Here is a 14,085-nt window from a genome sequence, read left to right as displayed (position 1 = left end):
CTATTTAATTATTTTAAATTATTCATTAAGATAGCCATATCAACCATCTTAGCAGAATAACCATACTCGTTATCATACCAAGCTACAATCTTAAAGAAAGTACTGTTTAATCCGATACCTGCTTTAGCATCTACAATACAAGTATGTGTATCAGATACAAAATCTTGAGACACTACATCCTCTTCTGTATAAGCCATCACCCCTTTTAGTTCGTTCTCACTTGCTTTCTTCAATACAGCTAACACTTCTTCATAAGATGTTTCTTTAGCTACTTTCACTGTTAAATCTACAGCTGATACGTCAGCAGTAGGAACACGCATAGACATACCTGTAAGTTTTCCTTTTAATTCTGGAATAACTTTACCTACAGCTTTAGCAGCACCTGTAGAAGCAGGAATAATATTATTCATAGCAGAACGTCCACCTCTAAAATCTTTCTTAGAAGGCCCATCTACTGTAAACTGTGTAGCTGTTACAGCATGTACTGTAGTCATTAAAGCTTCTACAATACCAAAATTGTCATTAATAACTTTAGCTAATGGCGCTAAACAGTTAGTAGTACAAGAAGCATTAGAAACGATTGTATCTGTAGCTTTCATGTCTTTCTCATTCACTCCCATAACATACATTGGAGCAGTTCCTGATGGAGCAGAGATTAATACTTTCTTAGCTCCTGCATCGATATGTTTTTGCGCGCTATCTAATTCTTTAAAGATACCTGTACAGTCAGCTACTACATCTACTTTTACTTCATCCCATTTTAATAAAGAAGGATCTTTCTCTGCTGTTACACGGATTGTTTGTCCATTTACTACTAAATGACCATCTTTTACTTCTACAGTTCCATCAAAACGACCGTGAACAGAGTCAAACTTAATTAAATAAGCTAAGTGCTCTACCGCCATTAAATCATTAACTGCTACTATCTCAACATTAGGATTCTTTACAGCTTCTCTTAACATTAAACGTCCAATACGTCCAAAACCGTTAATACCAATTCTTGTTTTCATAATTCTATTTCGTTTTATTATTTCTTTTAAATTGTGATGATATCAGATACTCTAAGTAGTTCCTGATCTATTGGAGAATGACCTTTTACTGCTTGTTCTAATGGTGTAAGCGCTACTTGATCATTGATTAAACCAACCATATAGTTGCGTTCTCCTGCTAATAACGTTTCAACCGCTTTCACACTCAATCTACTTGCTAATACACGGTCGAAGCAAGATGGTGCTCCTCCTCTTTGCATATGCCCTAATACAGACACACGTACCTCGTATTCTGGCAAATTAGTTTCTACGTATTCTCCTATTTCAAATACATTTTTACCTAATTTCTCACCTTCTGCTACGATAACTATACTAGATGATTTTCCTGATTTTTTACTTTTCTTTAGAGACTCTAATAGACGCTCCATACCCATATTCTCTTCTGGAATAAGAATCTCTTCTGCTCCAGCTCCAATACCTGCATTCAGTGCGATATGACCTGCATCTCTACCCATAACTTCTACAAAGAATAAACGTTTATGTGAGCTGGCAGTATCTCTAATTTTATCTACAGCATCTACTACTGTATTTAAGGCAGTGTCAAATCCGATAGTATGACTTGTACCGTGTATATCATTATCAATAGTACCTGGAATTCCCATTACTGGAATGTCATACTCCTTGCTCAATATCATAGCTCCAGTAAAACTTCCGTCTCCACCAATAACAATTAATGCATCAATACCTGCATTCTTTAAGTTCTCATAAGCTGTTTTACGCCCTTCCTCAGAACGGAAAGCTACGCTTCGAGCTGTTTTAAGGATAGTACCTCCTTTATTAATAATGTAATTTACATCACGAGGACCCAATACTTCAAAATCACCTTCAACTAATCCTTGAAATCCTCTAAATATTCCTACACACATTACATCGTGAAAAGAACAAGTACGAACAATTGCCCTAATTGCTGCGTTCATCCCTGGAGCATCTCCTCCAGAAGTTAAGACACCGATCTTTTTAATCGCCTTACTCATATTTTATCGTTTTGAGTAAATTTACGAATAATAGACCATTTTAACAAAAATAGAAGCCCCTTATTCCACCTCTATTTTGTTAAATTATAAGTGTCTGACGGAGCTGTAGATGACTTCCTTCTATTCTCATAAAACTTGATAAAATCCCTATTAAAATCAGAGTCTGGCAACTCTTCTGATCGATTAGTATCTTGCTTTTTATTCTTACTTTGGTCTTTTTCTCTTGTTTTAGCTCTATTTAAGATTTTTGAGATCAATTCTTTAAAAGTATCAAAATCTACTTCATAAGATAATCCTACACCTTGCGTATATCCAATCCCTTCACCGATATAGTTAATATCATTTTCGCGATTAAATACTCTTGCACTTAAAGACCCTTCTTCATTAAGGCGTAACATCACCTCTACATCTCCTACGATCACAGATTGCTCTACTCCTCCTACAGGCACACCCAATTTACCATTGACAGAAATACGATCATTAACTTTAGTCGAGAAGGTCACCCCTACACGTCCTTCCGTTTGTGTATAAGGATTTCGTTCTCCTTGTGCATAGTTTAACCCTACTTTAAACTTATCGTCCTCATCCGAAAATATCTCATCAAAAATACTACTAGCGCGTTCAAATAAACTTCCTGCTAATGTAGACGAAGAGTTATCAGAAGAGAAGAATGCTCCTGTAGCTAACAGAGCCATCGCTTGACGCTCACGCATATCACGTTCGCTCAATCTATAATCTAACTCTGACTTCACTACAGAACTCACTGTCGGGAAGTTGATCTCAAAGTCTACCTCAGGATTACTTAAACTACCATTTAAGACAATAGCTACATCCGTAGGTACTTTTCTATTGATAATAGAATTATCTATAATTACACTAGGATTTGCATCTGTATGATAAATTGCTTGTAAGTCTAACATGGCATTCATAGGATCTCCATCCCAACGAATCGTACCATATTTCTTCACAACAAACTTCTTATCAATCAATCCACCATATCGGAAGTTATACTCTCCTTCATACGCCTGGAAATCACCCCACATATTGAACTTACCTAAGGTATTTATCTCCATCGTAATAAATCCTGCTCCTCTACCTCGCATAGCATGTCCTGACTCACGGTCTAATATAATTTCAATCTCTGCATCAGGAGTTAATACAAACTCAAAGTCAAGCTCTATACCACTGTTTCGATATCTATACATATCGTACTCTTTTCCTTTAAGACGCAATGCCTTTTCTTGAGGTGATAAGAAGTGTATAAAGTTATTTTCCCCAGTACCTTGTGCTTCTTTCAACGGAATTTTAATAGATGTTCCTTTATTAGATGTCGCATTAATATTAATAGCCAACATCTCTACTGGTCCACTTAATTTAGCCATTCCATTGATAAAGGCTTTACCATAATAGATACTTCCCTCTTCGAATTTAGTATCTAAGGCTAATAAATTAGGAGAAGAAAGCACTAAATTCAATGCCCAATCATTAAACGCCTTATGAGAAATATCTCCGTCTATAATTCCTTCAGTTTTATGCTTTGAATCTATAATACGCACTTTACGCAATATAAACTGACGCTCTGTTAAATCTAAAGCAGCATCTTCTTCAAAATTATAATCTACCCCAGTGAACTTAGACTTCATACCTGCCTTATTTAGGTGTAATCGTCCGTTGACCTCTGGTTTCTTAGCTGTACCCTGAATATTAATTTTTCCTGATGCAGTTCCTCTTACATCAGAAACAATTGTTTTAAGTAAAGGTTCAATAGGTTTAACAGAGAAATCTTTAAATCCTGATTCTAGATTTAATTGCATCTGTTTATTGACAATAGCTAAATCACCATTTAAATAGAACTTTTCTTTCTCATTATCCACAATGCTAGACTGAACTTTAAAATTCTTTAAACGCTCATCTCCGTCAACATGGAAAGCTAAATCTCCTAACCTAACTTTATTGACTGCTAGTTCATCTATATTGATATTTACCTTAGGTTGAAACACATCTTTAACCTGTGAAAAATGTAAATCACCATCTATATTACCAGCGAACTCCAGATTAGATATATCAGGAGCAAACTTAGCTAAGTCTACTTGTTTAAATTCTAAATCAAAGTGCTTATAAGTTGAGTCTCTTACTGCTCCTGTCAGATTAACCTCTTGTCCATTATGTGATAATGATAAATCATCTATAGTAAAGTCCTCTAACTTCTTATTAAAAATAACTTTATTCTTCTTATTATCACTTTCGTTAATACTCCACAAGAAATCTTTTAAGAAGATGTCTGACTTCTTAAACCCTACTACAGATAGGTTTTCTTCATTAATAGTATGGTACAAGTTCAGATTAAACTTATCCTTACCATGCGTTCCTCCTTTAAACTCAGAACGAACAAATAATGTATCATTATGAGTCAAGTTTAATAAATTAAAATCTGTGATACGATAAAACTTAGATTTCATACTATCTAGTGAAACATAAGTATTATATAATGGGTTAGAATTATTTACATCTAACAATACATTGTAAAAATTGAAATCTTCAATTCCAATACTTGGTGAAGAGAAGTTTAGTTTAAAAATATTATTATCATTATCAATACTACCTTCTACATGAGTTGAGGCACTTAAAGTCAATTGTGGCAAGAATACTTCGATCAGCCTATTGTGTACTGTAATATCAAAATCGAGATATTGATCCTCTTTTATTTTATAAGGAGAATAGTTTGTGTATAAACTTCCTAGTGCATTAGTAAACAAAGCTCTTAAATCCTTAAACAAGAACTTTCCTTTAATATACCCCTCTATTGCCTCCTGTGACACAAAAGAAATAAGGCGCTCATTCTCTGGATTAAATTCCGAATTTAATGTAAAATGACCGAATACATACTCATCTTTACTATTGATATAAGTAGTATTACGCATTGTAAATGTACCTGCTAAATCATCAAGAGTATTACCTGAAGCTTTAAATTCAAACTGCCCTTTAAACTTAGAAAGTGTATCATTTACTAAATGTAATGCATATAAATCTGCGTAGTCAACATCTGCAATGAAATCATAGTTCTTAACTTCTGAACTCAAATCTATCATCCCATTAAAGTCTAACTGCAAATTAGGATCTTGACTGTGTACTAAACCGCGGTAATAAGGCATCTTTAACAATCCATCTACTGCGATATTTGTATACTTATACTTAGCAAAGTCAAAAGAGAACACATCTCCCTTAATACTTGTATTCAGTGACTTTTGATTAAATCCAACTCCATCAACCTCTAAGTCAACAGACGTTAATCCAAAGTTTTTATTTTTAATAAACTCTCCTAAGTCAAACTTCTCTAGGACAATATCCCCTTTATAAGCAGCTAGATTAGGATTATCAAGATTTTCGATATCTATAACTGCTTTTCCTTTTCCGATAGAAGTTAATAACTCTATATCCGTCTTTAACGTACGCTTAGTCATTTCGATATCTCCTTTAATATCTACTTGTCCAAGATTAGTTAATTCTGTAGGCAATAGTTCATGCAATAACTCAGGCATTAACCCTACAATGTGATCACGAGTAATAAATAATCGATCCACATTAGCATTCATCCAAAACGGTTTTACTTTATCGAATACATTTCTAAAACTAAATAATCCTCTCACATTAGACATATTGTCATCTACTAGATTTACATTTTTCATTGTAAAATCGTTCATCACACCATTAATATGTCCTGTTACATACACCATCTTATTCTCTGCGAAAATACCAGTAAAGGCATTTAAGTCTGAGGAATTCAATACTGCTTTTCTAATCTCAAAATCCCAATTCACCTTATCTACGAAGTACTTCATATCGCCTAAGGCATAGGTGAACTTAAGGTCTCCTTCTATAGCCGACTTTTTCGTTTGTAAATCTAGCTTCTCCATAGAGATACTAGTTTTAGTATGCGTAAAATTACCTGATAGATTTGTCACACCCATACCCCAGTTATCCTCAAAACTAGATTTCAAAACATTAGCATAAATATCAGGTCCTTTAATAAAGAAGTCTTCTACTTCCCCATTAATATTTTTAAAATCTATAGCTACTGGCGTTTCTGCTTCATCGTCAGAAATAATCAAATGAGTATTTTTAATTGTTAGATGAGAAGATTTTAGTCTAAACTTACCTTCCCCCTCTTTTCCATCATCAAATGCATTAATCAACTGATCTAAGGTAGTAAACTCTTCACCTTTGTATTTATGTATTCTTAAATACAATCCATCTACCTTAGTTTTACCAAAATATAATCTCCCTTGGATAAGTTCATTAAAATCTGAAATACTCGTTGTAAAAGCTTTTATTTCTATAAAATTAGTATCGTGATTATCCTTTGCTGTAACCTTTTTTAATGTAACTCGACCAAACACACTGATTGCTAGTCTTTCTATCTCTAACTTAGTACCAAACTGGCTATTAATCTTCTCCATAGCTTGCTGAGCCAGAAAGGTTTGAACCACAGGCAAAGACAGTGCCCCTGCAATGATCACAACCAAGCTAAAGACAGCCAATAATAGGCGAAAAAGTATTTTATTAAATTTTTTGATAACTATTAATGTTTTAAATTTGCCCCAATCTACTCACGGTTTCTTATAAAAACCAAACAATAAGCAAATTTATATAATTTTCCATAGGGTTGGGTAGATTTCGCCTTAATAAATTATACAATTATAGAATATTAAAATGTCTTTAAAACCTACCTATATTTTAGCCATAGAGAGCTCATGTGATGATACTTCTGCCGCAATCATGGCTGACAACAAAGTATTGTCAAACATAGTCGCGAGACAGGAAATACACGAAGAGTATGGAGGTGTTGTTCCTGAACTAGCATCTCGTGCTCATCAACAGAACATTGTTCCTGTAGTTGATATTGCTCTTAAAAAAGCAGGAATAACGAAGGATGACTTAGATGGTATTGCCTTTACACAAGGCCCTGGACTAATGGGGTCACTATTAGTAGGCGGATCATTTGCCAAGAGTTTATCTCTGGCTCTTGATATTCCCCTAGTAGCTGTAAACCATATGCACGCCCATATCTTATGCCACTTTATAGATGAAGAAGGATATGACAAACCTGAGTTTCCTTTCTTAGCAATGACCATCTCAGGTGGGCATACGCAAATCGTGAAGGTAAATAGTTTCTTTGACTTAGAAATACTAGGAGAAACCACAGATGACGCTGTGGGAGAAGCTTTTGACAAATCGGCTAAAGTTTTGGGATTCCCTTATCCAGGAGGACCTTTAATTGATAAATATGCTAAAGAGGGAAACCCTAAAGCGTTTGCTTTCACTAAACCTAAAGTAGACGGACTGAACTTCAGCTTCAGTGGTTTAAAAACACAGTTCCTTTATTTTATTCAAAAAAATGTAGCCATTAACCCTAATTTTATTGAAGAAAACAAAGCTGATATATGCGCCTCTATCCAATATACCATTATCCAAATCTTACTAGACAAGCTTAAACTTGCAGTTAAAGAAACGGGGATTAAGCAAATCGTTATTGGTGGTGGTGTATCTGCTAACTCTGGTATTAGACAAGCGCTTAAAGAAGGAGAGAAAAAATATAAGTGGAAAGCGTTTATTCCCAAATTTGAATACACAACAGATAATGCTGCTATGATTGGAATAGTAGGGTACTATAAATACAAAGAATCTATTTTTGCTGATTCTTCAGTAGTTTCTAAAGCACGTATTGAATTCTAAAACTTAAGTATGCAATTATTTTATTCGCCAGAAATTGAAAAAGGACAAACATCTTTTACTTTTGATAAAGATGAAAGTAAACATATCATCAAAGTACTAAGACGTAAAATGGGAGATCTCCTATATGTTACCAATGGTAAAGGTACCCTATTTACAACCAAAATCACTTTAGATTCAGACAAGAAATGCGTTACTGAAATCATCGCTTCTGAAGATCAAGCACCGACTCCTTTTCGTTTACATTTAGCTGTGGCGCCAACAAAAATGAACGAACGTTATGAATGGTTTTTAGAGAAAGCTACAGAAATAGGCATCCATGAGATAACCCCTATTATTTGTGATCACTCTGAGAGAAAAATAGTGAAGACAGAGCGTTTTGAAAAAATTATTCAATCCGCAATGAAACAATCTTTACAATATCATTTACCTATTCTAAACGAGCCAATAAGCTTAAAAGACTTTTTAAATCAAGATCATCAAGGAGAAAAATACATTGCTCATTGTGAAGAAACTGAAAAAGTCTTACTAAAAGACAGTATAGATATTCATAAAAATTATTTACTTTTAGTAGGTCCAGAGGGAGACTTCTCTACCAATGAAATTAACTTAGCATTAGCAAAAGGATATCGACCAGTATCACTAGGACACACAAGATTAAGAACAGAGACAGCCGCTTTAGTAGCCGTGCATAGTTTCGTATTTACAAATGAATAAAAGTCATAATTATGGTGGATGCTAAAACAATTTCTAAAGGAATAGTACGTGCAGTTTTAATTCTATTTTTTCTCGCTGTACTAGGTCAAATGTTTTTGCAGATTAGTTCAATATTTATATATACAGGCTTTGCTTTTGTATTGGCTTTAATCGGTAAACCTATTGTAGAGTTTTTAAGAAGAAAGCTTCGTCTATCTAAAGTATTTGCAGTTACCTTAACTGTTATTCTCTTTTTAGCCTTTTTCTTGAGTTTTATATTTATGTTTATCCCTTTATTCACTACACAAGCTCAAAACTTGTCTGTATTGAATACATCACACCTACAAGAAGATTTTAATGGTCTTATTCGCAAGATAGACTTCTATCTAGACACAAAAGGATTTAGCTTAGATAAAATAATAGAAGGTGCTAACTTTCGTTCTCATCTTAAATTAGATTTTGTACCTAATCTATTTAATACTATTCTAGGCTTACTTAGTGAATTTGGAATGGGGGTTTTTGCCATACTATTCATCACCTTTTTCTTTTTAAAAGATCAAGTTGTACTAGAATATCAGTTCAAAAAGTTGTTCCCTAGTAAACACGAGATTAAAGTTTTGAAATCAATCGATAAGATAAACAATCTTCTATCACGTTACTTTTTAGGACTAGTCACTCAGATGTCTATTATTTTTGTACTTGCTTTTATTCTATTAGCAGTAGTAGGTGTAAAAGGAAGTCTAATGATTGCATTCCTAGTCGCTATATTGAATATCATTCCATACATTGGACCACTTATTGGTAATATATTATCTGTCCTCTTTACGATGTTGAGTTTTATAGGTGATAACTTTAGTGAAGTTACCCTACCTAAGGCTATTACCGTAATGCTGGGCTTCTTATTTATACAACTAATAGACAATGTTATCAATCAGCCTTTAATCTTCTCTAATAGCGTTAAATCACATCCATTAGAGATCTTCATTGTTATTCTTGCAAGCGGTATGTTTGGAGGAATATTTGGTATGATAGCAGCTGTACCTATTTACACTTGTATCAAAGTAATTGGTAAGGAGTTTTTACCAAACAACAAATTTGTACAATTACTCACAAAGAAATTATAATTGAAAACAGAACTATTCTTATCACAAGAAGTACAACACTATATACAAGCTCACTTAGATAGTGATTTAACTAAAATAGCCTTTAAAAAAAGTCCCTTTGAAGATATCTCTATGAGTGATTTATTAACTCAGATAGAATCAAAAAAGAAAACTAAAGATAAGTTACCCACGTGGTATGGGACAGAGAATATTCTATTCCCCAAAAAACTCTCTATAGAACAAACCTCATCTGAACCTTGTGCTTCTTATAAAGCTTCACTAGTATCTGGTGACTCTTTGATAGATCTAACAGGTGGTTTTGGTATAGACTGTTATTATTTTAGTAAAAACATAAAGCAAGTATTGCATTGTGAAATGCAAGAAGACCTTAGCGAAATAGTTCGCCTTAATAATCAAGCATTAGGAGTTGATAATATCAAATGCCATACTGGTGACAGTTTAGCCTACTTGGCCCAACATAACCAACCATGGGATTATATCTATGTAGACCCACACAGAAGAAATGACGCTAAAGAAAAAGTATTCTTCTTAAGTGATTGCGCCCCTAATGTACCTGAACATCTAGATTTATTATTTTCTAGAAGTACTAATATCCTGATTAAGACTTCTCCTCTACTAGACATACAGGCCGGTCTTAACGAATTAAAAAATGTAAAAAGCATTCATATTGTAGCACTTCATAATGAAGTTAAAGAACTACTATGGGTACTAGAAAAAGACTATACAGGAACCACTGAACTTACTGCTGTAAATATCACTAAAGAAGATAATCAGTTATTCATTTGTCCGCTAGATGATACTAGTACATCACTATTCAGTGAACCTAAACAATATCTATATGAACCCAATGCCGCTATATTAAAGACAGGTAAATTTGACGCAATAAGTAAACAGTTTAATTTACACAAACTTCATCCACATAGTCATCTTTATACTAGTGATACATTAATTGATTTTCCAGGAAGAAGTTTTGCGATAGAACAGATTATTCCATATAATAAACAAGAGGCTAAAAAACACTTGCAAAATATAAAAGCAAATGTTACAACTAGAAATTTCCCTATAAAAGTTGAGGAAATTAGAAAGAAATGGAAAATAAAAGACGGAGGAGATACTTATATCTTTTTCACTACCAATAGCAAAAATGAACGAATCTTTATTATTTGTTCACGAACATAACTCTTAAAGGTCATATAGTATTTAATATGACCTTTTTTATACCATAAAAACATCCAAATCAAAGAAGTAATACAGATATTTAAAACCCGAATTATGCAATAGACATATAAACGAAAAGTAATTATACAAAATAGGTCTGAATTAGTGATTAAAGCATACTATAGTATGGTTTTAGAGCTAATGAAAGAACTATGAAGTAGAATTGCTTTGTAGTATTTGGCTAATGCGTAATTTGGGTTTAAACAACTCATACGTTTACCACACTATTTACAACAATACTATTGTCTTATTAAAAAAATAATGATAATTTGTCACCAAACTAATAACAAATGAAAAAACTAGCACTCTTACTAATCTTAACCCTTGGCATCACCACTTCGATATATGCACAAGAGAAAAACTGTTCTATCGACTTTGAAGAAGTTAATGATTCTATTAACTACAAAAAAACAAACAACGTACTTGTTTATGAGTTCGACAGAGTATCTACTACTAGCTCATTGTTCTTTGCTTTAGTAAACAATAACGGGCACCCATTTCTAAACTTGCAGTATCTACAAAAGAGTCCTGACTTCATCCCTATCACTTGTGTAGCTAAAAAAAGTATGGTTTCAATAAAGTTAGTTAACGGAACAACCATAACCGCACATTATTTAGGAGATGATGTTTGTGGAACATATACCTATGATCAAGAAAAGAAAAATAATATCAGAATCCTAGATGCTGACTTTTATATAAAGAAAGAACATTTAGCATTATTAAAAGCTTCTCCCATATCAATGATTCAAATCAGATTCACTGGTACAACAGAACTTTTTATTATCAGAAATGAATTAAAATCAACCATCGTTGACCTACAAACTAAACCAACACAATTCTTCATAGACAATATTCCATGCATAGAATAAACGCTTTTAGCGATTTTAAATCAAAATAAACACACAAAACATCATGTTTTAAAAGGTTTTTAGTAAAACTAAAAACCTTTTTTTATACCTTTATACGTCAGCTTTTGACATTATAATATATTAAGCGATAGGATATTATATCTTCATTTAACTTTAGTACAATAGTTTTAATAAAAATTATCAAAAAACAATTTGTTTTTATTAAAATTTTACCATATTTTTAATTAAAATTCTGAGTTTAGACCACCACACTTTACTCAACTAAAATTAACAAACTATGAAGAAATTTGTCGCTTTTTCCGTTGCCTTATTATCGATATTGACGATTACAATACTTCAAGGCTGTTCATCTTCGGATGATAATAACACACTAAATGAACCACAAACTCTAACAACTACTCATAACAATATAGAGAGAAAGTGGTTGACTACGTACTATACTTTTACACCGGATATTAATAAAGCTGTGAAAACAGCATATCAAGTATCCTCTGTAGAAATTACTTTAAAGAATGGTGAATATACCTTATTTGATAGATATAGTGAGAAGAGCGACAAAGGCACTTATACACTAAATGGAAGTTCATTAACTCTAAAATCATCAGTTGTAGATGAAAATATCAATTTCAAAATAAACAAATTAACTCAAAATGAAATTGACTTAACTGTAATTAATCATAAACACTTGACTTCAGTTGAACTAATCGCGATTAAATAATCATACTTTTAAATTATATAAAAAGACTTGTATTTTGAATTCAAGTCTTTTTTTTGGCCTAATTCTTGTTTTTCTAAATATATAGAACAGGTTTTCATTAAGGACACCTACTCAAAAATACACAATATGAACTATTTTAGTATTTTTTATATGACAAAACTAAAATACTTACATATTTTTAACATATTAGATCATGTAATAAAAAAGAAAAGTACTATGAAACAGAAATTAAAAATCACTAGTAGCTTTATCATTATTGCTTCCTTACTTATATTAGGCCACCAAATCTATATGTATAATATCCATATAGAAACCTTACAACAAATAGAAGCTTTTAAAATACATGAATATGATAAAGAAATATTCATCAGTATTCTAACCTTCCTAATTGGAATAACAATGTATATTAGGTCTAGAAGAATAAAAGAATAGTAATAATAGTATTAGAAATCTAGTAACCTGAAGTTAATGATAAAAAAAAACCTTTCTTTCGAAAGGTTTTTTAAATTTTATGATATGTTGACTATTTCTTAGCTAAAACATATTTATCAGCTAGAGGTCCAGTAACTTCTTTACCTTCTTGGTCTAACATTAATAGGCTTCCTTCTTGCACTTTATATTGTGTAGATTCACCCTCAGCAACTAAAGTAACGATAGTTCCTTCAGCATTCCAAGTAAAAGTACCTTTCTCTTCGAACTTCTCTTCTCCTTTGTCTACATAGATTGCAGTCTTAGTATACGTTTTATCTTGATTTAAAACTACAGTAGTTTTAATATCACTATTAGCACCTGGTAAAGTACCTTCGTAAGTACCAGCCCAATCTAATGAGTTTTCTGAAGTGTGCTCATCCTTAACAGCAGTTTCTGTTTCAGTTGTTGTAGCAGTTTGCTCAGTTGCAGTAGTTTCTACTTTTTTATCATCTTTACAACCAACAAATGCAATACCTGTAACTAATACAGCTAATGCTAACATTTTTTTTCCTTTCATAACTTTGTTTTTATTATTTGAGAGAATAAAATTACAACAAATAATAGAACGAACAATAGTTAACTCTTTTTTTATATAAAAAAGAAAGATATGATAGGTAATTAATATACAATACAAATATTTGCCTCTCACTCCTTATTTTTTTTAACATTCTAAAGAGCTTAGACTATAAATGTCAATAAATCAAATACCTTAATTTCTCCCTATATATTTCATTGGATCATGATATCTTCTACTTCCTCCCTACTCACAGCTATTTTACACCTTTATTAAGGATATTTCTTCACTCAATATTATTATATTTTTCATTTTCTTGTATCATAACACGATGTCATTAGGTGTCACTTTTCTTATTTTTAATATCTTTTTTAAATTTTTTTAACACTTAAACAATCACTTTATTATTCAAAAACAAGCTATTAGCCCTAATTACTTTAAGATTATTTTATCATCCTATCTTAAAAAGGCTTATATTTGGATTGATTATAGTAGTTATTTGTTGTTGCACACATTATAGAGACAGTAATTCAAATAAATTATTTATAACCACAAACGGTAAATAATTTTAATAACAATAAAGAGTATTTTAATTTTCTTACTAGCGCTTTTTAATCCGAGTACACTAATACTCGGATTTTTTATTTACAAAAATTGGAATAATAATTGTTTTAAAGTAAGAGGGTGTTTTTTCATTCATCAAAGCTTATCCACCCTTAGTC

At 32.2% G+C, this 14,085-nt stretch carries 11 protein-coding genes; 7 read left to right on the top strand and 4 right to left on the bottom strand.

The annotated features are described in order from the left end of the window. Window positions 1–8: 8 nt before the first annotated feature. The 3 genes from gap to HX049_RS11555 form a co-directional block, all read right to left on the bottom strand. Window positions 9–1,010, bottom strand: a complete 1,002-nt coding sequence (gap, locus tag HX049_RS11565) for a type I glyceraldehyde-3-phosphate dehydrogenase (protein WP_041890678.1) — start codon at window positions 1,008–1,010, stop codon at window positions 9–11. A gap of 26 nt (window positions 1,011–1,036) precedes the next feature. Further along, window positions 1,037–2,023, bottom strand: a complete 987-nt coding sequence (gene pfkA, locus HX049_RS11560; RefSeq protein WP_006259209.1) for a 6-phosphofructokinase — start codon at window positions 2,021–2,023, stop codon at window positions 1,037–1,039. 71 nt (window positions 2,024–2,094) lie between these two features. After that, on the bottom strand, window positions 2,095–6,540 hold the full coding sequence (locus HX049_RS11555; RefSeq protein WP_286415955.1) for a translocation/assembly module TamB domain-containing protein: 4,446 nt from the start codon (window positions 6,538–6,540) through the stop codon (window positions 2,095–2,097). Between the two features lie 193 nt (window positions 6,541–6,733). On the opposite strand from HX049_RS11555, the gene tsaD reads away from it, so the two are divergent. The 7 genes from tsaD to HX049_RS11520 all read left to right on the top strand — a co-directional run bounded on the left by tsaD (window position 6,734) and on the right by HX049_RS11520 (window position 12,810). After that, window positions 6,734–7,756: a tRNA (adenosine(37)-N6)-threonylcarbamoyltransferase complex transferase subunit TsaD gene (tsaD, locus tag HX049_RS11550; RefSeq protein WP_041890676.1), complete on the top strand. Its 1,023-nt coding sequence runs from the start codon at window positions 6,734–6,736 to the stop codon at window positions 7,754–7,756. Window positions 7,757–7,765: 9 nt separating this feature from the next. After that, window positions 7,766–8,470, top strand: coding sequence for a 16S rRNA (uracil(1498)-N(3))-methyltransferase (locus tag HX049_RS11545; RefSeq protein WP_286415952.1), 705 nt, complete (start codon window positions 7,766–7,768; stop codon window positions 8,468–8,470). An 11-nt stretch (window positions 8,471–8,481) separates the two neighbouring features. Further along, complete coding sequence (locus HX049_RS11540) at window positions 8,482–9,573, top strand: AI-2E family transporter (protein ID WP_286415950.1); 1,092 nt, start codon at window positions 8,482–8,484, stop codon at window positions 9,571–9,573. Further along, complete coding sequence (locus HX049_RS11535; RefSeq protein ID WP_286415949.1) at window positions 9,574–10,752, top strand: class I SAM-dependent methyltransferase; 1,179 nt, start codon at window positions 9,574–9,576, stop codon at window positions 10,750–10,752. 329 nt (window positions 10,753–11,081) lie between these two features. After that, window positions 11,082–11,660: a hypothetical protein gene (locus HX049_RS11530; RefSeq protein WP_041890664.1), complete on the top strand. Its 579-nt coding sequence runs from the start codon at window positions 11,082–11,084 to the stop codon at window positions 11,658–11,660. Between the two features lie 277 nt (window positions 11,661–11,937). Next, entirely contained in the window at window positions 11,938–12,378 is a 441-nt protein-coding gene (locus HX049_RS11525; protein ID WP_286415947.1) for a hypothetical protein, read from the top strand. 216 nt (window positions 12,379–12,594) lie between these two features. Beyond that, window positions 12,595–12,810 (top strand): hypothetical protein, encoded by a 216-nt coding sequence (locus HX049_RS11520; RefSeq protein WP_041890658.1) that lies wholly within the window; start codon window positions 12,595–12,597, stop codon window positions 12,808–12,810. 91 nt (window positions 12,811–12,901) lie between these two features. Here the strand turns inward: HX049_RS11520 and HX049_RS11515 are convergent, their stop codons facing one another. Next, window positions 12,902–13,366, bottom strand: a complete 465-nt coding sequence (locus HX049_RS11515) for a copper resistance protein NlpE (protein WP_041890655.1) — start codon at window positions 13,364–13,366, stop codon at window positions 12,902–12,904. Between the last annotated feature and the right edge of the window lie 719 nt (window positions 13,367–14,085).

The organism is Myroides odoratimimus (genome assembly GCF_030326305.1).
GTDB lineage: Bacteria > Bacteroidota > Bacteroidia > Flavobacteriales > Flavobacteriaceae > Flavobacterium > Flavobacterium odoratimimum_A.
The sequence above is the reverse complement of the archived record's forward strand: the minus strand, read 5'-3'. Positions and strand labels throughout refer to the sequence as shown.